Annotated in this window: 18 protein-coding genes; 3 read left to right on the plus strand and 15 right to left on the minus strand. The window is 64.8% G+C overall.

What is annotated here, in order from left to right:
• Positions 1–56 precede the first annotated feature (56 nt).
• Entirely contained in the window at positions 57–668 is a 612-nt protein-coding gene (locus P0R31_RS12755) for an acetyltransferase (RefSeq protein ID WP_275514370.1), read from the plus strand.
• Here P0R31_RS12755 and neuB read toward each other — a convergent pair.
• The 7 genes from neuB to P0R31_RS12790 form a co-directional block, all read right to left on the minus strand.
• Positions 665–1,735, minus strand: a complete 1,071-nt coding sequence (neuB, locus tag P0R31_RS12760; protein WP_275514371.1) for an N-acetylneuraminate synthase — start codon at positions 1,733–1,735, stop codon at positions 665–667. The two genes, P0R31_RS12755 and neuB, sit on opposite strands and share 4 nt — an antisense overlap.
• Positions 1,732–2,910 carry a UDP-N-acetylglucosamine 2-epimerase gene (gene neuC / locus P0R31_RS12765; protein WP_275514372.1) on the minus strand — a complete coding sequence of 393 codons (1,179 nt, stop codon included), beginning with the start codon at positions 2,908–2,910 and terminating at the stop codon, positions 1,732–1,734. The genes neuB and neuC overlap by 4 nt, the downstream gene beginning before the upstream one ends.
• Positions 2,903–4,129, minus strand: a complete 1,227-nt coding sequence (locus tag P0R31_RS12770; RefSeq protein WP_275514373.1) for a LegC family aminotransferase — start codon at positions 4,127–4,129, stop codon at positions 2,903–2,905. The genes neuC and P0R31_RS12770 overlap by 8 nt, the downstream gene beginning before the upstream one ends.
• On the minus strand, positions 4,122–5,141 hold the full coding sequence (locus P0R31_RS12775) for an NAD-dependent 4,6-dehydratase LegB (protein WP_275514374.1): 1,020 nt from the start codon (positions 5,139–5,141) through the stop codon (positions 4,122–4,124). Before P0R31_RS12775 ends, P0R31_RS12770 begins: the two co-directional genes overlap by 8 nt.
• Positions 5,142–5,275: 134 nt before the next feature.
• Positions 5,276–6,478, minus strand: a complete 1,203-nt coding sequence (locus tag P0R31_RS12780) for an HAD-IIIA family hydrolase (RefSeq protein WP_275514375.1) — start codon at positions 6,476–6,478, stop codon at positions 5,276–5,278.
• A gap of 84 nt (positions 6,479–6,562) precedes the next feature.
• Positions 6,563–9,073 (minus strand): hypothetical protein, encoded by a 2,511-nt coding sequence (locus P0R31_RS12785; protein ID WP_275514376.1) that lies wholly within the window; start codon positions 9,071–9,073, stop codon positions 6,563–6,565.
• 51 nt (positions 9,074–9,124) lie between these two features.
• Entirely contained in the window at positions 9,125–10,009 is an 885-nt protein-coding gene (locus tag P0R31_RS12790; RefSeq protein WP_275514377.1) for a class I SAM-dependent methyltransferase, read from the minus strand.
• A 457-nt stretch (positions 10,010–10,466) separates the two neighbouring features.
• Between P0R31_RS12790 and P0R31_RS12795 the strand changes: the two genes are divergently transcribed.
• Both P0R31_RS12795 and P0R31_RS12800 read left to right on the plus strand, forming a co-directional pair.
• Positions 10,467–11,207 carry a hypothetical protein gene (locus P0R31_RS12795; protein ID WP_275514378.1) on the plus strand — a complete coding sequence of 247 codons (741 nt, stop codon included), beginning with the start codon at positions 10,467–10,469 and terminating at the stop codon, positions 11,205–11,207.
• Between the two features lie 59 nt (positions 11,208–11,266).
• On the plus strand, positions 11,267–12,142 hold the full coding sequence (locus P0R31_RS12800; RefSeq protein WP_275514379.1) for a hypothetical protein: 876 nt from the start codon (positions 11,267–11,269) through the stop codon (positions 12,140–12,142).
• Positions 12,143–12,250: 108 nt separating this feature from the next.
• On the opposite strand, the gene P0R31_RS12805 is transcribed toward P0R31_RS12800, so the two are convergent.
• The 8 genes from P0R31_RS12805 to P0R31_RS12840 form a co-directional block, all read right to left on the minus strand.
• Entirely contained in the window at positions 12,251–13,090 is an 840-nt protein-coding gene (locus P0R31_RS12805; RefSeq protein WP_275514380.1) for an SDR family oxidoreductase, read from the minus strand.
• Between the two features lie 13 nt (positions 13,091–13,103).
• Positions 13,104–13,865, minus strand: coding sequence for an SDR family NAD(P)-dependent oxidoreductase (locus P0R31_RS12810; protein ID WP_275514381.1), 762 nt, complete (start codon positions 13,863–13,865; stop codon positions 13,104–13,106).
• Positions 13,862–14,710 (minus strand): sugar phosphate isomerase/epimerase family protein, encoded by an 849-nt coding sequence (locus tag P0R31_RS12815; RefSeq protein ID WP_275514382.1) that lies wholly within the window; start codon positions 14,708–14,710, stop codon positions 13,862–13,864. The genes P0R31_RS12810 and P0R31_RS12815 overlap by 4 nt, the downstream gene beginning before the upstream one ends.
• Entirely contained in the window at positions 14,707–15,471 is a 765-nt protein-coding gene (locus P0R31_RS12820) for an SDR family oxidoreductase (protein ID WP_275514383.1), read from the minus strand. Before P0R31_RS12820 ends, P0R31_RS12815 begins: the two co-directional genes overlap by 4 nt.
• A complete protein-coding gene (locus P0R31_RS12825) occupies positions 15,464–16,153 on the minus strand; it encodes an acylneuraminate cytidylyltransferase family protein (protein ID WP_275514384.1) in 690 nt (229 codons plus the stop codon). Before P0R31_RS12825 ends, P0R31_RS12820 begins: the two co-directional genes overlap by 8 nt.
• Positions 16,153–18,072 carry an N-acetylneuraminate synthase family protein gene (locus P0R31_RS12830; protein ID WP_275514385.1) on the minus strand — a complete coding sequence of 640 codons (1,920 nt, stop codon included), beginning with the start codon at positions 18,070–18,072 and terminating at the stop codon, positions 16,153–16,155. The genes P0R31_RS12825 and P0R31_RS12830 overlap by 1 nt, the downstream gene beginning before the upstream one ends.
• A 22-nt stretch (positions 18,073–18,094) precedes the next feature.
• Positions 18,095–19,471 (minus strand): CBS domain-containing protein, encoded by a 1,377-nt coding sequence (locus P0R31_RS12835; RefSeq protein ID WP_275514386.1) that lies wholly within the window; start codon positions 19,469–19,471, stop codon positions 18,095–18,097.
• 230 nt (positions 19,472–19,701) lie between these two features.
• Positions 19,702–20,925, minus strand: a complete 1,224-nt coding sequence (locus P0R31_RS12840) for a phenylacetate--CoA ligase family protein (RefSeq protein ID WP_275514387.1) — start codon at positions 20,923–20,925, stop codon at positions 19,702–19,704.
• Between the last annotated feature and the right edge of the window lie 78 nt (positions 20,926–21,003).

Genomic DNA, 21,003 nt, shown 5'->3' on the forward strand with positions numbered 1-21,003 from the left:
CGGTTTGAAGCGCCCGGGCCCGGCCGCTAAGATCGGTGCAGCTCAGGGGAATCGCGATGGACGATCTGATCATCATCGGCGGCGGCGAACATGCCTTCATGGTCTACGAGGCAGCGCTTCTGTCGGGCCAGTTCAACGTCATCGGTTTCCTCGATCGCCAGCCGGGAACGTTGGGCGATGCGCGCTATCTCGGAACCGATGATGTCGCGCCGAACTATCCCGATGCCGCTTTCGTGGTCGGGGTCGGAACGATGCAGGCGGGACCCGCGCGCCGGCAGATGATCGGCCGGCTGCAGCTGACGCGCTGGGCGTCGGTGATTCATCCGCGCGCGTTCGTCTCGCCGTCGGCCACGATCGGTCCGGGCAGCGTCGTCATGCCGGGCGCGATCGTCAATGCGCGAAGCATGATCGGCCATCACTGCATCATCAATTCGGGCGCGGTCGTCGAGCACGACGTGCGCATTGGACACTACACCCACCTCTCGCCGGGAACGGTGGTCGGCGGCGGCGCGGAAATCGGCGACAATTGCTTCGTCGGGCTCGGCAGCCGTGTCCGCGATCACATTTCCATCGGCAACGATACGCTGGTCGCGATGGGCTCTGTCGTCACGGGCTCATGGCCGTCCGGCTCGGTGCTGCGCGGGGTTCCTGCCAAGCCTCGCCGCTAGACCGGATCATCCGGCTCGAGCGCCCGCGGTGCCGCGGTTCCGATCAGGGACCAATACTCGATCGGCGACCGCCCCGTGCCGGGCCGCTTGGCGGTGATGTCGGCCGGGCCGATGATCTCGCCGGCCTTCAGTGCGCGTGCCGCCACGATGCTCTTGCGCGCCACCGGCACATTCCCGACCTCGGACTCCCTCGGCGCCTTCACGCCGTCGCCGAGCGCGGCCTCGACATTGCGGATGGCAGCGACCATCCGCTTGAAATCATCAGGTTCGAGCGAGGCCGCGTGGTCGGGACCGGGCGCATTGCGATCCAGCGTCAGGTGCTTCTCGATGACGGCCGCGCCGAGCGCGACCGCGGCGACCGAAATCTCGTAACCGTCTGTGTGATCGGAATAGCCGACCGGAAGCTGGAACGCCGACCGCATCGTCGCCATCGCAGCGAGGTTCACATCGGCGATGGGGCAGGGATATTCGGTCGTGCAATGGAGCAGGCTGACGTGCGGCGCCAGCGCGGCGCGCGCTGCCGGATCGCGCCACGCCGCGCGGAAAGATGCGAGCCCCGCAGCATCGTTGCGTTGCGCGTAGCCGTGCGCCAACACGCCGAGGGCTTCCTCGATCTCGCTGAGCGTCGCCATGCCGGTCGAGAGGATCAGCGTCGCACCGGCCCTCGCTGCGGCGTGCAGCAGCGGGGCATTGGTGAGATCGCCCGACCCGATCTTGATGCGCGGCAGTTCGAGCGACAGCAGAAAGGCGAGCGAAGCGTCGTCGAACGGTGTCGACAGAAACGCGATGCCGCGCTCCTCGGCGCGCGCGATCAGCGTATGATGCGCAGCCTGGGGCAGCTCGAGACGTTCCAGCATGGCGAGCTGGCTCTCGGCGGCGTCCGTCGTACGCTGCTGGTAGTCGGCCTTCTTCGCCGCTCCGCCCGCCAGCGCCTTCGCATTGAAGGTCTGGAACTTGACGATGTCGGCACCGGCATCGGCTGCCGCATCGACCAGGGCTAGTGCCTTGTCCAGGCTGCCGTCGTGATTGACGCCGGCTTCCGCGATGATCAGCGTGTGTCTCGTCATGGCCGCGCTCCGTTTGCGGGAGCTTCGTAGAAGCCCTTCTTCAGGAGCTGGCCGAAATCCGGGATGGCCGCGATGATGTCGGCAAAGCGCCGGCTGGAATTGCCGTCGCCATAGGGATTGACGGTGTCCTTGCGGCCGCGCTGAAGCGCTTGCGAGATCGCCGCGGCGATCGCGCCGCGCTCGGGCGTGGCGTGAAATACCGAATCGGCGCGCTCGCGCCCCTTCTGACGGTCGCCGATATCCACCGTCGGAACACCGAATGACGGCGCTTCGAGGATGCCGCTCGACGAATTGCCGATCACGACGTCCACCTGGCTCAACAGGCTGAGATAGCGGAGCTGCCCGAGCGAGGCGACCGCGATCGTGTTCGGCCGGCCGGCCGCGAAGGCCTTGGTCCGGTCGTTCAGAGCGCGCCCTTCGGCATCGGCATTGGCGAGCGTGAAGATGAGGCGAAAGCCGGGATCGAGCCTCGACAGCGCCGCGAACAGCTCGTCCAGCTCGGCCACCGAGCGTCCAGCCTCGACCGTCACCGGATGGAACGTCACGAGCGCATTGCGTTCGCCGAGCGGCATCCCGATCGCGTTGCCGATGTCGTCGCGGTTCATCAGATCGAGATGCTTGGTGGCGTCGATGCCGACCGAGCCGATGGTGTGGATGCGGATTGGGTGCTCGCCAAGCTGCATCAAGCGCCGCGTCGAGTCCTGATTGCTGGTGAAATGCAGATGCGACATCTTGCTGATGGCGTGGCGGACGGATTCGTCGACCGCGCCTTCGGTGACGTCGCCGCCGAACAGATGCGCCATCGGCAGCCGCATGAACATCGCGGCCTGGGCGGCCGCGAACATCTCGAAGCGGTCGCCGAGCACGACGACGAGATCCGGTTGCAGCCGCGTGAACGCGTCGGCAAAGCCGATCACGCCGAGCCCGACCGATTTTGCAACGCCCGCGCCGGTGTCGCTGGCGAGCAGCGTCTCGATGCGCTCGTCGACCTCGAAGCCCTCGTCGCGGATGGCGTTGAAGGTGGAGCCGAACTCGGGCGCGAGATGCATACCGGTGGCGATGAGCTGGAGCTTCAAGCCTGACGTCTCGCGGATCGCGCGCATCGGCCAGACCAGCAGCCCGAAATCGGCCCGGCTGCCGGTGACGAAGCAGATCTTTCGCGCGCCGCTATTCATCGCGGGCCCTGATGCTGGCGCTGCTCGGCAGGTTGATCAGGCGGCGCTCGATCGACTCGGCGGTGGCGAGATCGCCGCGCGGGCTGTCCGAGAACATCGGCAGGCGGTGCATCAGGGTCCAGGCCGGCCGCGCGCCGAAGCCGGCTTCGTTCAGCGCCGTCAGCAGGTCGTCCCGCCGTCCGGCATGGGCCTCGTCGAGCAGGATCGCGTTCAGCCAGTAATTGCTCGTGGTGCCCTCGGGCTCGCGCGAGAAGCTCACGCCGGGAACGTCCGCAAAGACGCGCTCATAGGCTGCCGCCAGCCGGCGCTTGCTCGCCAGGAAACCGTCGAGCTGCTCGAGCTGGGCGCAGCCGAGCGCGGCGTTCAGGTTGGGCAGGCGGTAGTTGAAGCCGATCTCGTCGTGCACGAAGGCCCATTTGTGCGGCAGCTTCGCGGTGGTGGTGAGATGCTTGGCCCGGCGTCCCAGCTCCTCGTCGTTGGTGAGGATGGCGCCGCCGCCGCCTGTGGTGACGATCTTGTTGCCGTTGAAACTCAGCGCCGCGAGCTGCGCCTGCGATCCGACGGCGTGACCCTTATAGGTCGAGCCCAAGGATTCCGCGGCGTCCTCCACCAGTGCGATGCCCCAGTCGCGGGCGATCGCGGCGATCTCGTCGAGCTCGACGGGATGCCCGAACGTGTGCATCGGCGAGATCGCGGCGATGCGGCGCCCGGTCTCGCGATTGACCGTGCCCTTCGGCGTTCGCTCGGCAATCGTCTCGAGTCGCGCGGCGAGGGCGCGCGGATCCATGCCGAGCGTGACGAAGGAGCTGTCGACGAAATGCGGCACCGCCCCGCAATAGGCGATCGCGTTCGTGGTCGCGATGAAGGTCAGCGCCGGCGAGATGACCTCGTCGCCGGGCTCGACGCCGGCGAGGCGGAAGCAGGCGTGCAATGCCGCCGTGCCGTTGACGACGGCGACCGCGCGCCTGGCGCCGGTCACGTCCTCCAGCATCCGCTCGAAGCGGTCGACGAACGGGCCGACCGAGGAGACGAAAGTGCTCTTGATGCATTCTTCGAGATAGGCGACCTCGTTGCCGGCAAACACCGGCTCGTGCAGGCCGAGGATGCCGTTGGGCGTGCCTGCGGCGCGCCGGACGGCATCGACCACGACCTTCGGATCGAAGGTGCGCGTAGAGAAGTCGGATCTGGTCGCGGCCGTTCCCACAATTGCCTCAGACATTGTAGACGTCCGCCTTGTAGCGGCTGAGATTGACGGGATTGGTGAACCAGTTCACCGTCTTCTCGATGCCCTGGCGCATGCCTTCGATCCCGCCGAATTCGGGGGCCCAGCCGAGCTGCTGGCGCGCCCTGGAATTGTCGGCCCAGAGCCGCTCGACCTCGCTGTTCGCCGGGCGCAGCCGCGCCTCGTCGGTCTCGATCTCGATCGTGGTCCCCATCACGTCGGCGATCATCTGCGCGGTGGCGCCGACCGAGATCTCGAAGCCGCTGCCGAGATTGATGGTCTGGCCGACGGTCTGCTCGGCCGGTGCGGTGAGTCCTGCGATCAGGCCGCGCGCGGTGTCGGTGACGAAGGAGAAATCGCGCGTTGGGCTGACAGCGCCGAGACGAATCCTGCGCTTGCCGGTCGCGATCTGGCTGATGATCGTGGGGATCACCGCACGTGCCGATTGCCGCGGTCCATAGGTGTTGAACGGCCTGATCACGACGACCGGCATGTCGAACGAGGCGTGGAACGATAGCGCCATCTGATCGGAGGCAATCTTCGAGGCCGAGTAGGGCGACTGGCCGACCAGCGGATGGCTCTCCTTGATCGGAACGGTCTGCGCCGTGCCATAGACCTCGCTGGTCGAGGTCTGCACGAAGCGCCGCACGCCGGCCATGCGCGCGGCCTGGAGCACGTTCACGGTGCCGCGCACATTGGTCTCGACATAGGAATCGGGCGCGACATAGGAGAAGGGAATCGCGATCAGCGCCGCCAGGTGCAGCACGTCGGTGCAGCCGCTGGCGGTTGCGATCATGAAATGCGGATCACGGATGTCGCCGGCGACCACCTCCACGGACTTCATGATGTCAGCGGGAACGGTGTCCAGCCAGCCCCAGGAGTTGAAGGAGTTGTAATAGACGATCGCCTTGACGCGGGCCCCGGCTTTCACCAGCTCCTCGACGACATGCGAACCGATGAAGCCGTCGCTGCCGGTAACGAGGACGCGGGCGTCCCTCAGATCTGCCATGCCGGACCCCAAATGGCGATTAAGCCAGTCTTCGCAACAAGATGGCGCTATAGCATACTGGCGGTCGCGCGCAACAGAGCAGCGGTGCGAAAGCTGCCAAATGCCCGGGGATGCAGCAGTTTTTGACGCGCCATTTAAGTCTTGCCGGCCGCGTTCAGACGCTCTCTCACGAACGCCTCGAGATTGCCGCCCTGGAACAAATGGCCGGGAAGGCCGGCCGCCTGCGCGGCCTCGAGGTCGCTTGGCTTGTCGCCGATCACCATGCTGCGCGCCATGTCGATGGGGAAACGCTGCGCCAGGTCGGTAATCATGCCCGCGCCCGGCTTGCGACGGTCGCTGACGCGGCAATAGCGGGCCACGGTTCCCTCGGGATGATCGGGGCAATATTCGAAGGCGTCGATATGCGCGCCGACCAGCGCCATCTGCTCCGCCATCCAGCGGTGCAGGGTGACGACGTGATGCTCTTCGTAATAGCCGCGCGCGACGCCGGATTGATTGGTGATGACGAAGGCGAAGTAGCCGGCGTCGTTAACGGCCTTCACGGCCTCGCGTGCCCCGTCGATCCATTCGAGCTTGTGCGTCTCGAATGTGTAGCCGGAATCATGGTTGAGCACGCCGTCGCGGTCGAAGAACACGGCGGGCCGCCGCAGCTTGTCGTGCAATTCGCGGTCGGCGCGCGCGAAATCGTCGGGGATGCCGATGTCGATGAAATAGCCGCGATAGGCGGTGCCGCGCAGCTCGCCGCGCGAGGCAAGGCCGGGAAACACGTCCTGTTCGAGAGAGGCGGGAAGCTTCGCGATATCGGCGAGAACGGACTTGTCGACGACGTAGATCCCGGCATTGACCGGACCGGTGGCGCCCGCACCCGGGGCGATGAAATCGCGCACCACGTCGCCTTCGAGCGCGACGCGCCCGTAGCGGTCCCCGACGACGCCGTCGCGCAATGCCATGTGAATCCGACCGTCCCGCGCACGCGCGATCAGATCAAGCAGGTTGAAGTCGAACAGCGAGTCGCCGTTGAGCAGCAGGAAGCGGTCGTGCAGCAGATCGCGTGCGTTCACGAGCGCGCCGCCGGTACCGAGCGGCTCGGTTTCGCGCGACACCAGGATCTTTGCCCGGCCCCGCGCAGCGCCGGCGTAGTGGCTCTCGACGAGGTCGGCCTTGTGGCCGGCTAGCAGGAGGATTTCATCGAAGACGTGATAGCGGACGAGTTCATCGATCAGGGTGTCGAGAAACGGCCTGCCGCCGATGTCGAGCATCGGTTTCGGCACCGCCTTGGTGCGCGCGCCAAGCCGCGTGCCCAGCCCTCCGACGAGGACGACGGCCTGTCTCAGCATGATTTGTCCCTTCGACACCCTGAATGATGCAGCACAACGCCAATCTGCGGCAATACGCCGGCTAACTCCCGTCTTGTCTTCATATCAGTGCGAACAAGGAATGCGAACGACGACGGTCTGCCTGTTGGCGAACAGGACTGGAAACGGGCCTGCGCGAAGGGCATCAATGATCGTCGGCTCTATCGGCTCTGCGGGAGGAAAATAGCCGAGACGCTGGCTGGCCGCGAGATGGGTCCACTCGATCGTGCGGGGTGTGATGATCGCGACGAGGTTCCAGGCATTCTCGCCCGTCTGCAGGATGTTCTGGATCGTGGCCTTGGCCTCCTCAGGCGGAATTTCAGGGATCAATGCCGCGGCGACGTCCGAAGGCGGCGGGGCCGCTTTCTGGCCCTGTGCCGGCGCGGTGCGGATCGATCGCATGATTCCGCTCAGAGCATCGGCCCTTCCCATTTGGAACAAGGCCTCCGCGTTGATGGATCCAACCAGGGGGGCGATCAGGCTGCAAGTACTTGCAAGCCGCTGATCTCCCTCGGCCGGCTGCAGAATCGTGCGCACGACCGATTTTGCCCGCGTTGCGACCATTTCGTTCACGGTGTCCAGATTCGAGAACAGATAGGCGGCCGGCGCGCCGGTGGTCGCCCGAACGATGCCCATCGTGTACGGGTCCGAGAGGATGATCCCTTTTCGTAGATTCTGGCGGAGCCAACGGGCCAATTCGAGCTCGTCGGCGTTGTAGTGTGAGACGATTGTAGTGCGGTCGGGAAGGGGGCCGTAACTGTAGCTCCTATTGATGCCGGACAGACCGACCTTATCGATGGCCATTCCCAAGCCCACGATCCCCGCCAGAGCGAAGATGTAGACCCGTCGCGACTGAACCAGGGTCAATAGCGCGAGCGCGACGAGCAGCGCGACGCTGGCCAATTCCACCGGTCGCAGGACGGCCTGATAGCCGGCAAAAGGCAGGTCGGTTCGCCAGGGAAAGGCATAGATCAGAATCACAAGAGCGCTTGCAAGCAGTGTGACTGCCGCGGCCATCAGGGCCCGCCGATAGCGCGGGAGCGGACTGAAATCGAACAATAACTGACCAAAGACCTCAGTGGCCGTGATCGTGAACAGCGACAGTATGATCGTGCTGGTGCGATACAGGTACGGGAAGCCGGAGAGTACGGCAAGGCTCAGGCTGCAGCCGGCGATCCAGGACCACAGGAGTGTCACGAAGCCGTGGTCACGAGGCCCGATCGCACCGGAAGAATTTCGACGGGCGGGTCGGGTCATCCACCACCACGCAATGCCCAGCGTTGTGCAGATGGACAGGACCGGACCGATCGTCCGGCCGAGCTCGATCGTGGCGACCAGCGGTCCGGAGCCCAGGAACAGCTCTTCACCGCCTTCGATCCTTCGGCCCAGCATCAATTCCGTAATCGAGGAAAAAGTGTCGTTGGCGCTTATCGAAGGGATGTAGCCGAAGCGCATTCCCGCAACGCAGACGACAATTCCGAGAATGATGGGGGGTAGCACGAAGGACATAAGCCGCAGCACCGCGATGCTGGGCGATGGCCAGGCAGAAATCATTCTCGCGATCACGAGATACATGAGCCAGCTGGCCACAACGATCGGAACGAACAGGTAGGAGCCGCGATGTGCAAGCACCATCGTCGCTGGCCAGATGCAACCAAGGAGGAAAACCGCGCCATATCTTCCGGCGCCGCCCAAAATCCTGAGCAGGAACAGCCCGGCTATGAGCAGAGCAAGCACGAGCGTGTTGTTGTTCAAGACGAACGCGAACAGCAGAGTCGCGCCCGCGGCAATAGTCAGCAGCAGAACAGATCGGGCCGAGACAGCGTTTGCCTCGCGCGGTGCATTGCTGATCAGCACGCCGAGAAATACGACGCTGCCGACGACCGCCAAGCTGCCGTTCGTCATCAGGGCGACAGCATTGGTGGTCGCGGCAAAGAAGAAAGCGATCCATTTCCGGGGCGAGGTGGGATAGACGCCCTGCACGAAGGCGTAGGACGCCAACAGGAAAAACAGGATCGAGAAGAAGCGATAGGTCCAGGTAAATCTAAGGAGTTCCAGGCCCAGCGTTCCCGCGAGCGCGCCTGCTACTCCCGAACGAAGATCGACATAGGACTGGGCCGCATACGGATTGATGATACCGCGATCGGCGTACTCTTGTGCAGTCTTCATCCAGTGAACATCAGCGCCGATGTCCGCAAATGGAAAGCTGGAAAATGCGCCGAACGACCACCACCATGTCAGCAGCGCGATTGGTAGCGACAGAATGCACCAGGTGGCAGCCGCGCGCGCCTCATTGGGGCTCGGGCACCAGTTGGGCAATGACCAGGCAAGTCCGAAGCAGGATACGACGACCAATGTCGCGAACTGAAGCCAGATGTCGGTCACGAATAGCGATAGGGCGCCGAGCAGGATGCCCGTGGCAGAGGCGCCGACGCTAAATCCAAGGACAACGAACTGAGCCTTCGTGAGCCGGCATGCCGATACCAGGTTCGCAGGCGCAATGGCCAAGATCGAAAACCCGGTGCCGAGCTGGATCAGGAAGTACAGCAAGGTCAGGACAAAGGTGGTCGTCCACATCGCGAGATCTCTAGGATGGGGGCCGTCGTAGCAGCCGAGAATTGGCGATCCTCAATTTCCCTTCGGGAGGTCGGCTGGGCGGCCAACGATCAGGGAGCCGAGCGTGAACAGATCCTCTGGGGAGAAGTTTCGAAAGCGCGGTGCCAAGCGCTTCAGGATCGGCTGCTCCGGTGGCCGGCGGTCTGGTTGGTCGCTGAGCAGTTCGAACCCGGCCTCTCTGAACAGCTGCAGATATTCGCTGTGGCGCAAACGATTGACGTATTGGAAGCGAGACTGGAAGGGCGCCCAATCCTCGTCGGAATAGGTCAGGAAATTGAACGAGCTGATGGACGGATCGAAGCTTTTGAAGTGGTCGCCGTAGTCGATTTGCATGAGGATGAGCCCGTCAGGGCGCATGATGCGTCGCAACTCCTTCAAGATCGCCGCGATGTCGGTCTTGGGAATGTGCTCGAGCGTTTCGACGGAGACAGCGCAGTCGATCGAACTGGCTGGCAGACCTGTCTTTCGGGCATCGGCCGGTGCGCGGTAGTCGATGTGCCAGTAACGTTCGAGGTCCTCTATGGATTTCAAGTCGGGGTGGTCGGTCCCGCTCAGTCGAGAAATCACGGCCGCGTTGGAGCGGATCAGTTCCAGCTTGGCCAAGCGCTCGATGTCGACCGTGATGAAGCGCCGCGCCCCATGTGCACTGAAGGCGAGAGGAATGATCAGATCCCGCCCGGCGCCGAATTCGTAAAAAGTCGAATCTCGCAACGGTCGGATGCTGTACCTCTCGTGGACGCCCAGCAGCCGCTGCGCAAGCGTATAGATGGACCTGACCTGTCGTTCGGGGCGCGGCAGCCGTCGTGTGACGTAGCGTTGCAGGGCGTAATGCAGGTCTTCGCCCCAAGGTATGTTCGACAATACGGAGAACGCCCGCGCCTTTGTTTGCCAGCGCACGTCAGCATTTCCTCGCTGGAATGGCCACGGTCGGAGTGATGCTGAAGCGCGGTCGAAGCACGGTGTAGGTCCAGGAAAGGCCGATGTTCCGCCTGTTTGAGGCGCATACCAGGTCACGTAGCCAGTTTCGGTCATACGGGAGCCGTAGCCGCAATGCAAGGATTCGAGCGCAAAGATGGCGGCACTCGTTCCGGTAGCAAGGGCCCCCTCATATCCAGCGGCTGCTTGGGCAGCCGGAGCTCGAGCCGACGATGGCGTGCGGACTTAAAGTGCATTGTTCCGAATCGCTCATCGCTGCGCCCTTCCCGGTTGATTCCCTTGTCGGCACAGCGTAAACAGGCGCTGAAATCTCGCCGACGTTTTAGCATGCGGGCAAGAACATCGCGTATGATTTGGGTTAAGCCGCCGGCCGGTTCGGTCTATGCTGATCCCTTGCTCTCCCGCCGAGTCCCGTCGAATGCCCGGTGATTTGCTGATTGGCGAGGCCGTCGCCCGAGGTTATCCGCCCGCTGTGCTCTACCTGCGCAATGACGAGACCGTCACGACGGAGGTCTCCGCATTCAACTACTTCTCGGTCTTCATGAAGGACCATCCGGAGGTGGATGCGCATGTCTGGTTCTTTGACGGTGCGGGCACGCCGGCCGGTCATTTCCACAGGGAACTCGGCATCAACGGCCAACTGCAGTTGCAGACTTCGGATCTGTGTCCCCGGGTTTCGGGTACGGTGGCGATGGCGCTGATTCCGAAGCACGAGACTAAGCTTCGTCCCGGTCGGAAGGTGACCACCGGCTATTACGCGCAATATTTCTCGCAGCACGGCGCGGTGACATTGTCGCACGAGCGCGAGCCGGTCGCCGCGGCACCATTCCCGACTTCCGCCTGGATGCAATCCTATCTCACCCGTTTCCTGAAGGAATCGGGCGTCGTGCTGGTGAACTCCTGCATGGCGTCCGAGGGCATCTCCGTCGGGACGGCCCGGCTCATGGCCCTGGACGGCACCGAGTTGGGCCAGCGTGCGCTGCCGGAAATCGCGCCGATGGGAGCCGCCCGCATCGGCACGCTGGATCTTTTCCCCGAGGCCGAAAAGCTGATCGGCGCGGCCGAAGGTTTTGCCCTCGAGTTCAAAGGCACCAACATCGCCAGTCCGTTCAGCTATTACGAATTTGCCAACGGCAAGTTCAGCTTGCATCATTTTTGAAGGGCGCGTCCGTGACTCGTTTCCCATCCCGTCCCTGGAAGCCCTACGAGCCCAGATTCATGTTCCCGACGTTTGCCGGCGTCGAATCGCGCATGGGTTTCTCGATACCTGCCTGGTATCGTCCGATCGACATCAGGTATCTGCGTAGCCTCGTCGCCGGCAGCCTGCGCAAGAATTTTCGCGAAACGTTCAAGGATCTTGTTCCCGAGCTCGCCAGCCTGGTCGCATCGGGCTTCAGCAAGAAGCTGAGGTTCAAGCTGCACATTCTCTCGCGCAATGGCGAGTACCGGGCAACTTACGAGTTCCCTCGGGATTACGCGCCGGGTGCGTCCGTCGAGATCGAACTGTCGCGTCTTTTCGCCTCGCTCAAGCTGCCACAGGACGATTATCTGGTCATCGCCGTGATGTCGCGCGGACGAATGGACGGCTTCCGATCCTCGCCTGCCAGCTATTCCATGACCTATGTCGACCAGGACAACGTCGCGATCTACCGCACCGGCGCGTTTGCCCGGCCCTTGAACGAGGGCCGGCTCAAGGCGCATGTCGGCTTCACCGGCATCAATCCGAAGATCATTGCGACCAGCGACATCGTCAGCAGTGTGCTGCTGATCAATCACTCTTCCGATCCCGAATATGCCCATTCGGCGCGGCCGACGACGAGGCTGATCCGCGAGGACGGCGAGGAGCTCGAGGCGGACTTCGGCGAGATCCCGCCGCTCGGGGCGCGCGAGACGTCGGTCGTGGATATGTTCGGCCCTCGTGTGTTCGATTTCCTCAAGCCGTTCAGCGGTCGCGGAAGCACAGTCACCACCTGCGCCGGGGTTACGCTCGCCAGCCTGCACCTGCAGCGCACAAATGACAATCGGCGGACGCTGCTGGGCATCGAGCACTCCCGTCCCGCTCACATGAATCTTGCCGGTATTTTACAGCACTGATTGGAAATGGCCCGCGGGCGTGCGGGTCAATGCTGTCATCGTCGGGCGGTTCTGGCCGCCTGCTGAGGCGGTATCCCGCCGAACAGCTGCATCCTGAACTGCGAGCCGCTACCACACGCTCCGCCCGCCATCCATCACCAGGTTCTGCCCGGTCATGTAGCTCGAGGCATCCGAGCACAGGAACTGCACCGCGGCGCGGTACTCGTCGACATCTGCCATGCGGCCCATCGGGATCAGGCGCGTCAGTCGCTCGACGAAGGCCGGATCCTGGTTGTTGAAGACCCCGCCCGGCGAGATCGCGTTGACGCGGACGCCGTGATCGGCCCAATACGTCGCCAGATATTTCGTCAGTCCGATCAACCCGTGCTTGATCACGGAGTAGGTCACCGGCTTCACCGGCTGTTCCTCCTCGCGCGTCACCTGCGGCTGGCGATAGAGCCGCTGGTCCGGCGCGATTACACCGAGATCGGAGGCGATGTTGAGGATCACGCCGCGGCCACGCGATGCCATTGCACCGCCGAACACCTGAGCGCACAGCATCGCGCCGGTCAGGCCCACGGCGATCTCGGTCTGCCATTGCGGTACCGGAAACGCCTCGAAGCGGGAGGAATGCATCACGCCGGGTGCGGACGTCACCTTGGGATCGATGGCCGCGTTGTTGACGAGGATGTCGACGGAGACGTCGCGGCCGGAAAGCTGCTCGTGCGCAGCGCGCACCGAATCGAGTGTGGTGACGTCGATCGCAAGCGCGATCAGTTCGGCGGACGGCGCATTCTGCTTGAGTGCGGCAACGGCGGCTTCGGCCTGCGCAAGTCCGACGTCGGTGACGACGACGCGCGCGCCGGCCTCGGAGAGCGCGGCGACATGCTGCCGGCCGAGCAGGCCGCCTGCACCGGTCACGAGAGCGGTGCGGCCGGTCAGGTCATAGCGTGAGGACGGGCTTGCCATCGGGAGCTCCTGTTCAGCCGCGCAATTGGCCGCCGTCGGCGACCATGACGCTGCCGGTAATGAACGCCGCGCGCGGCGAGGCGAGGAACGCGACGAGGTCGGCGACCTCCTCCGGCTTCCCCAGCCGGCGCAGTGCCACCTCGCGAACAAGCATGTCCTCGACCGCGGCCCTGTTCTCGGCGAGCTTGCGCGCCCAGGTGCCGTCGGCGGCGAGGATGTTGCCAGGCGCGACCGCATTGATGCGGATGCCCTCGAGCGCCAGCGGGCGTGCCAGCCCGCGCACGGTGGCGTTCAGCGCCGCCTTCGCGGCATAGTAGGTGACGGGCGCGCCCAGCGCCGCCATGCCGGCGATCGAGGAGATGCAGACGATCGACCGGTCGCCGCTGCCGCGCGCCATCAGCGGACGTGCAGCCTCGATCATGTTGGTCGCGGCGAAGAGATTGAGGTCCATCACCCGCGACCATTCCGCTGCATTCTCCTGCCCGGGCGGCACGGAAGCGCCGCTGCCGACGTTGCAGACGAGAATGTCGAGGCGCCCCCACTGCCGTTCGACCTCGTTCAGCAGCCTCGCTGCGGCAGCCGGATCGGTGACATCGGCCACGTGGACCGACGTGCTGCCGCCGACCGTATCCCGCGCGGCATCGAGCGCATCTGCGCCGCGCGCCGCGATCGCGACCCTGGCGCCTTCGGCGGCGAGCGTCGTCGCGATCGCGAGCCCGATCCCGCGGCTGGCGCCGGTGACGAGCGCGACGCGATCATCTAGCTCGAGCCTCATCGCGCGGCATCCTCGATCCAGCGAATCGTCATGTCGCGATATGTCGCCAGCGCGCCGGCGTGATCGCCGTCGCCGGCCCGCGCGGTTTGCAGGATGTATTGTCCCCTATAGCCGGAGCGCTCGATCAGCCGGATCGTCTTGGCGAGATCAGCGTTGCCGGTGCCGAGCGGCACGGTGGTGCCGCCGCGCACGCGGTCCTTGACATGGACGTTGAGAATGCGGGGCGCGTAGGCCTCGATCTCCTCGGCGCTGTCGTAGCCCAGCGAAGCGCTGTTGCCGCTGTCGTAGTTGATGCCGAAGACCTCCGCCGGAAACGCCTCGATGAAGCGGGCGAGATCGCGCGGCGGCAGATCGGACTCGAAGACGATCTTGACGTTCTGTCTCAAGAGCTGCTCGCGGCGGGCGATCAGAACCCGCTTGAGCGTGTCGCTCTCGCTCTCGCGCTCGATCTTGCCGTTGTCGACCAGCGGGACCACGATGAACTCGATGCCGATGCGGCTGCAGGCGGCAATCAAGAGATCGAGATCGTTGACGAGAGCATCGCGCACGACCGCATCGACCTTCCAGAACGGCGCTTGCATGAAGCAATCGCCGGTCAGGCTCGGGATGCGCACGCCGTTTTCGCGTGCCAGCGTCAGAATCTCCTGTTGCCCCGGCTCGGTCATCAGCGGGTTCTCGCGCAGCCGTTCCTGATCGATGGTCCATTCCATCCGCCTCAGGCCGAGCGCCTTGGCGTGGGGAAATTCCTCCCGCCATTCGTTCCACGGGAACGCCTGGATCTTGCCGTCGACCAAAGCCGACAGGCGTCCCTGCATGAAGCCGATGCGTTCGAGCGTTGTGGTCACGATGTGCTGTCCGAACTGATGGCGAGGCCCTTGGCGATCCAGCCGCCGTCGACGAAGATTTCCTGGCCGGTCACATAGGCGGAGGCTTCCGAGACCAGAAAAACCGCGGCACCCACCATGTCGGCGGGCTGTCCCCAGCGGCCGAGCATGGTGTGGCGGCGCCGATCCTCGTGCATGACGGGATCGGCATAGCTCTTCGCGGTCATCTCGGTCGCGACGTAGCCCGGCGCAAGTGCGTTGACGCGGATGCCGTCCGGCGCGTAGTCGGCGGCGAGTGCGCGCGTCAGCCCGGCAAGCCCCGCCTTTGCCGCGACGTAGCCGGGATTGCCGGGGAAGCCGCGCACCGAATTGATGCTGGTGACGTTGACGATCGCCGCCGAGCCCGCGTTCTTCAGGAGCGGATAGGCGGCGAGGATGGTGGCGTAGACGCCGGTGAGATCGGTTGCGACCGTGGCGCGGAAGCGTGCGAGCTCGCTTTCGCCGCCTTGGGCCGGAAGACTGATGCCGGCGGCGTTCACGAGTGCGTCGATGCGATCGCTTCTTGCCGCGATGGCGCGGAACGCGCCTTCGATCGCGCCGTCGTCGGAGAGATCGCAGGCAATGGCGGTGACGCCCTGCGGCGCGATTCCGGACCGGCTGAGGCCGAACACGGTGGCGTTGGCATCCTTGAGGCCGCTCGCAATCGCCGCGCCAATGCCGCGCGAGGCGCCGGTGACCACCGCGATCTTGCCTGCGAGCGAGAAGGCGCTGAGATCAGGCATAGCCGTAACTGCGCATGATGGCGGCGCAAAGCTTGACGTCCTCGGGGCGGTCGATCTGGAACATCTTGTGACGATCCATGACGTGGAAGCCGATCTTGCCGCCGAGACGATTGTTCTGCTCGCGCAGGAGGGATGGGATCAGGACGTAGAACGAGCCGTTCTCGAGGTAGCGCTTCTCGATCTGCTGGCGCATGCGGCGGTTGCGATAGTCGTAATTGATCGGCTCCGGGCCGTTCGCGCCGATCCGCCAGTTGAAGTAGTCCTCAACTTCGCAGACCGACAGCAGGCTGTCGAGATGGTCGCGATCGAAGGTCTCAAGTGCGTCCTCGATGTCGCTGGGCTCGCGGATCGGCGATGTGGCCTGAAGCGCGACGACGCGCTCGAACCGGCCCATTTGCGCCTCGGTCGCATCGAGGGCATGCAGCCAGGCCGATTCGGAGGAGGCGAGGTCGCCCGAAATGTCGTCCGGACGCCGCACGCCGACGGCGCCGGCGGCCTCGGCCGCGGCGAGGATCGCGTCGCTGTCCGACGAGACCGCCACCACGTCGACGCCGCGAGCCGCGCGGGCCTGTTCGACCGTCCAGGCGATCAGGGGCTTGCCGCAGAGATCGAGCAGGTTCTTGTGCGGGATGCCCTTTGAGCCGCCGCGCGCGGCGATCACGGCCAGCGTCTTGCGCGCCATCAGATGTGTCCCTCCAGACGCTCGAGCGCGGTCCAGAAGCCTTCGCCCATGTTCTTGTGGCCTTGCCATATTTCGGGAATGAACGACGCCGTCGGTGCATGCTTGCGCAACACCTGTCCGATCTCGTCGAAATCGATCTCGCCTTCGCCGATCTGGAGACCTTCGCCGTCGAGGCCCTTGGCGTCGCCGAAATGCAGGTGTGCGGTGTGTGGCCCGAGCTGGGCGAGGCCTTGCGCGAAGTCGAAGCCGAAATGATTGGCGGCAAGCTTGGTGTGGGAGATATCGACGCACATGCGCAAACCATGCTTGGCGCAGAACGCGGCCGATTCCTCCGGGAAGATGAAGATGTTCTGGTGGCGCTGGCCGCCGAAATGCCAGGGGAATGGCGCCATGGTCTGCGGCGTCAGCTCGACACCCTCCATGTCGAGCTCGGTCAAGCTCTGCGCAAAGATGCGGTAGCGCTCGGCTTTCTCCTCCGGCGGCAGCGGCTCGTCCATGGTGAAGCCGCCGATATTGGCGACGATGGGCGGGCGCTTGGTCTTGGGGAAGAACTTCTTCAGGCCGCGGGTAATATCGATCACCGCCTGGGTCTGCTCCAGCGAGTAGCGCCGCAGCGCCTCGTCGGGCGTTGCGAGGTCCATCAGCTTGGAGCCGGCAAACAGCTCCGGCGCATGCACCACGAAACCGAGATCATAGGTACCCGACAGATAGGCCGCCGGATCGCGCTCCATGTCGCTGTAGCTGAGATGGAATTCGATGATGTCGGGCTCGCAGATTTCCAAGAAGCGTTCGGTATCGTGATAGCGCACCGGCACGCCCCAGGGGCGGTCGAAGCGGTAGCGCCGCGCCTTCGCGGCGCCTTCATTGAGGTCGCTCTGGAAGAAATAGTCGTCGGCTGCCATCGTTCGCGTCAGCTTGCGGCCGAGCAGCGCCGGCATCTTGAGCGGCGACAGGCCCTGTCCCGGGCTCTTCACGGCGATGTCGCTTTCGGAGATCACGGTGCCGGCCGACAGGTCGCGCGCGGCCACCAGGCTCTTGGCGAGGTTTTCGCGGTTGATCAGCTCACCCTGGCTCAGCGCGCGCTCGGCGAGCTTCTCGCCGCGGGCCGCTTCCACCTCGCGAATGCCGGAGACGAGTGCCTTGAATTCCTCCGGCTCCAGGCTCGCGGCATGGTCCGGCCCCTCCATCTCGCGGTCGAGCGTGATGTGGCGTTCGATGACGACGGCGCCGAGCGCGACGGCCGCGGTCGAAACGGCAATGCCGCGCTCGTGGCCCGAATAGCCGACGACCGGATGGATCTCGCGCAGCGTTTCCATGAAACGCAAATGGATGTTGTGGAGCGCGGCCGGATAGGTGCTCTGGCAATGCAGCAGCACGTAGCTGGCATTGCGGTCGTCGAGGAACTTCGCCGCGGCCTTGATCTCGTCCGTCGTGCTCATGCCGGTCGAGACGATCAGCGTCTTGCCGGTGGCGGCGAGGCGGGCGAGCAGCGGCAGGTTGGTGAGGTCGGCCGAGGCGACCTTGTAGGCCTCGACGCCGAAGGTTTCGAGCACGGCGACGCTCTTGGCGTCCCATGGCGTGCAGAGGTACTCGATGCCCTTGGCTGCGCAATAATCGGCGATCTTCTTCTGCTGTGCGGTCGGCAGCTCGAAGCGGCGCAGAAGATCGAGCGTATATTCGACGGCGAGGTCGTCGTCTTTGCCGGACAGGCTCGAGGCGCGATAGACCTCGTCGAGCTTGCGCATCTGGAACTTGGCGCAATCGGCTCCGGCCGCGACCGCGGCGTCGACCAGCGCAATGGCGCGGTCGAAATCGCCATTATGGTTGTTGCCGATCTCGGCGATGACGTAGCAGGGTTCGCCATCGCCCAGAAGACGGTTGCCGATGCGGACCGGAGCTGGCTGTTTGGGCGATGTCATCAACATTCTCGTCTCATATGCGTCAGGCTGGCTGGGCGGGAACACGCGATTTCCACGTCCGCAGCCCGTTCTCCTCGAACATGATGCGCGAACAGCTGTGCCCCTGCTGTTCCAGCGCCGCGATCAGCTGGTAGCGTTCGAACGGGCGGACGAAGAACATGAAGTAACCGCCGCCGCCGGCGCCAAGCAACTTGCCGCCGACCGCGCCATGTTGCTTGGCAAAATCATAGATCGCGTCGATCGCGTCCGACGAGATCTTGGAGCTCAGCTTCCGCTTGGCGTGCCAGGCCTCGTCGATCAGCCGGCCGCATTCCAGCAGTTGGCCGCGAAGCAGATGCCGCCTGATGTCGCGCGTCACTTCCTTCTGCTTGGCAGCTGCGGCCACCGCGTCGCTGGTCTCGTGCTGAGCCTTCTGGTCGCGGTGAATGGCGCCGGAATCGCGCCCCGCGCCGACGTAGCAGAGCACCAGGCTCTCCTCGAGCTCGGCGATGATGTTGGGATCGAGGCGGAGCGGCACGATGGTGTTCTGGTCGGAGAAGAATTCCATGTGATTGAATCCGCCGAACACGGTGGCGTACTGATCCTGCCAGCCGCCGGGGATGTTGAGCATCAACCGCTCGGCCTGGAAGGCCATCTCCGCGATCTCGTGGCGGTCCCACTGGTCGCTGCGAAATTCGTTGAAGCAGCCGATGATCGCCGACGAAACCACCGCGGAGCCGCCGAGGCCGGAACCGACCGGGAAGTCGGCGGACACTTCGAGCTCGAAGCCGTAAGTCGGCTTGATCAGGCGCACGACCGACTTGATCAGTGCGAGATCTCCGCCCGTTCCGAGCTCGGTGAGATTGTCGGCCTCGACCGTGCGGCGGAAGTCGTGCGAGTAGATCCGGATGCTGGGATCGCTCCGGCGCCGCAGCGTCGCGTGAGCGTACATCTTGATCGTGGCGCTGATGACCGCGCCGCCGTCATTCGCCACGAAGTAATGCGTCAGGTCGGTGCCGCCGCCGGAGAAGCTGATCCGCACCGGCGAGCGGGCGCGCGCGAACACCTCGCTCTCTTCCGACAGGTTGAACAGTTCGCGGCTGAACACGTCGACCAGCCGTCCCTCGCCATCGAGGATCGGCACGACGTGGACGCGCTGGTCGAGCAGCTTGAGGATCTGCTCGCGTGGCCCGCCGGTCGGTGCCCAGACGAATTTGCGGTTGATGCAGGACACAACCCGGTCCTGGATCGTGATACCGGTGAGCATGCACCTGCGGATGTCGCCGTCCGTCACAGCGCCGACGATTCGCCCACTCGCGTCCTGCGCGAACAGGATGCCGAGCATGTTCGCGTTCAGGCGCCGGAAGGCTTCCTCAATGGTCTCCGTCTCGGCGATCGTGACGAGGGTTCGGTCAAGCACGTTTTGGGGTCCAGAAAGGGCCGATTCCGGCCATATCGCAGCAGGGTCTGGTAATACGGGAGCGGCCGGGACGATGCAAGGTTCCTGCGCCCGGCGGCATTGCAGCCATAGCCTGAAAACCGGGCTCTACGCCGTCATCTCCGTCATGCCGAGAGTTCGTTCCGCGCTCCGGCTTCGCGGAGGGATGTGCTCGGCCTCGGCAATGACCTGCTGTCGAAATCGAGCTGAGGCTAGCGCTCGTCCGCGATGACCTTGCCGTCATTCGGCAGCGTGCCGGGACCGACCAGCTCGACGGCTCCGCCGAGCTTCGTCACGGCGCGCAAGCTGGCCGCGATCTCGTCACGGACCGAGTCGCTAGGGGTCGCAGCTTCCGCTCTCAACGTCATGGCGTCGGTCTCGCCTTGGCGCGTGACGATGAGGCGAAGTCTTCCGAGCCCCGCGTGGCGCTTGCCGATCTCGGCGATCTGCTCGGGACGGACGAACATGCCCTTGATCTTGGTGGTCTGGTCGGCACGGCCCATCCAGCCTTTGATGCGCATGTTGGTGCGCCCGCACGGGCTCGTGCCGGGCAGGGCCGCGGTGAGGTCGCCGAGCGCGAGCCGGATCCAGGGATGGTGCGGGTCGAGCGAAGTCACGACAATCTCGCCGACGTCGCCTGGTGCGACCGGATCGCCAGTGCCGGGCTTGACGATCTCCAGGATCAGGTCCTCGTTCACGACCATGCCTTCGCGCGCCTCGGTCTCGAAGGCGATGAGGCCGAGATCGGCGGTGCCGAAGGCCTGGTAGGCGTCGATGCCGCGCCCCTTGATCTCGGCCTGGAGCGAGGGCGGGAATGCAGCGCCCGAGACCAGCGCGCGCTTGATCGAGGAAACGTCACGCCCCGAGCTTGCCGCGGCATCGAGCAGGATCTTCAAGAAATCCGGCGTGCCGCTGTAGCCGACCGGCCGGTAGGCCTCGATCAGCTCGAACTGCTGCTCTGTGTTGCCGGGGCCGGCGGGGATCACCGCGCACCCGAGCGCACGCGCCGATGCATCGAAGATGAAACCCCCGGGGGTAAGATGATAGCTGAAGGTATTGAGGACGATGTCGTCGGGGCGGAACCCGGCTGCGAACAGCGCCCTCGCGCCGCGCCAGGGATCGGCCTGCCGCCCTTCCGGCTCGAAGATCGGACCGGGGGAGGTGAACAGGCGGGCGAACGAGCCCGGGGCCCCCGCCACGAAGCCTCCGAAGGGCGCGGAGGCCTTGTGCAGAGCGGGCAGTTCCGACTTGCGCAACACCGGCAAATCCGCCAGAGCCGCCCTGGAGGTCACGGCGGCGGGATCGAAGCCTTTGAGCCGCTCGGCATAGGCCGGGGCGGCCATCGCGGCTCGCAGCACCTCCGGGAGGCGGGCGAACAGGTCGGCCTCGCGCGCGGCTTGCTCACGCGTCTCGCGGGCGTCGTAATGGGCGGTCATGGCTGTTCTTTCCGTGTTGGCATCCGTTGCGCGCCGCCACCGGCATGGCTATCAGACCGCCATTGGCGAGGCTTGAAA

Source organism: Bradyrhizobium yuanmingense (genome assembly GCF_029167105.1).
GTDB lineage: Bacteria > Pseudomonadota > Alphaproteobacteria > Rhizobiales > Xanthobacteraceae > Bradyrhizobium > Bradyrhizobium yuanmingense_A.

Coding starts and splice junctions, on each gene's coding strand:
- neuB (WP_275514371.1), bottom strand. CDS start 1,735: ATGACGAGACACACGCTGATCATCGCGGAAGCCGGCGTCAATCACGAC.
- P0R31_RS12800 (WP_275514379.1), top strand. CDS start 11,267: ATGTTCCCGACGTTTGCCGGCGTCGAATCGCGCATGGGTTTCTCGATA.
- P0R31_RS12825 (WP_275514384.1), bottom strand. CDS start 16,153: ATGGCGCGCAAGACGCTGGCCGTGATCGCCGCGCGCGGCGGCTCAAAG.
- P0R31_RS12755 (WP_275514370.1), top strand. CDS start 57: ATGGACGATCTGATCATCATCGGCGGCGGCGAACATGCCTTCATGGTC.
- P0R31_RS12840 (WP_275514387.1), bottom strand. CDS start 20,925: ATGACCGCCCATTACGACGCCCGCGAGACGCGTGAGCAAGCCGCGCGC.
- P0R31_RS12780 (WP_275514375.1), bottom strand. CDS start 6,478: ATGCTGAGACAGGCCGTCGTCCTCGTCGGAGGGCTGGGCACGCGGCTT.
- P0R31_RS12770 (WP_275514373.1), bottom strand. CDS start 4,129: ATGTCTGAGGCAATTGTGGGAACGGCCGCGACCAGATCCGACTTCTCT.
- P0R31_RS12805 (WP_275514380.1), bottom strand. CDS start 13,090: ATGGCAAGCCCGTCCTCACGCTATGACCTGACCGGCCGCACCGCTCTC.
- P0R31_RS12830 (WP_275514385.1), bottom strand. CDS start 18,072: ATGACATCGCCCAAACAGCCAGCTCCGGTCCGCATCGGCAACCGTCTT.
- P0R31_RS12785 (WP_275514376.1), bottom strand. CDS start 9,073: ATGTGGACGACCACCTTTGTCCTGACCTTGCTGTACTTCCTGATCCAG.
- P0R31_RS12820 (WP_275514383.1), bottom strand. CDS start 15,471: ATGCCTGATCTCAGCGCCTTCTCGCTCGCAGGCAAGATCGCGGTGGTC.
- P0R31_RS12795 (WP_275514378.1), top strand. CDS start 10,467: ATGCCCGGTGATTTGCTGATTGGCGAGGCCGTCGCCCGAGGTTATCCG.
- P0R31_RS12810 (WP_275514381.1), bottom strand. CDS start 13,865: ATGAGGCTCGAGCTAGATGATCGCGTCGCGCTCGTCACCGGCGCCAGC.
- neuC (WP_275514372.1), bottom strand. CDS start 2,910: ATGAATAGCGGCGCGCGAAAGATCTGCTTCGTCACCGGCAGCCGGGCC.
- P0R31_RS12775 (WP_275514374.1), bottom strand. CDS start 5,141: ATGGCAGATCTGAGGGACGCCCGCGTCCTCGTTACCGGCAGCGACGGC.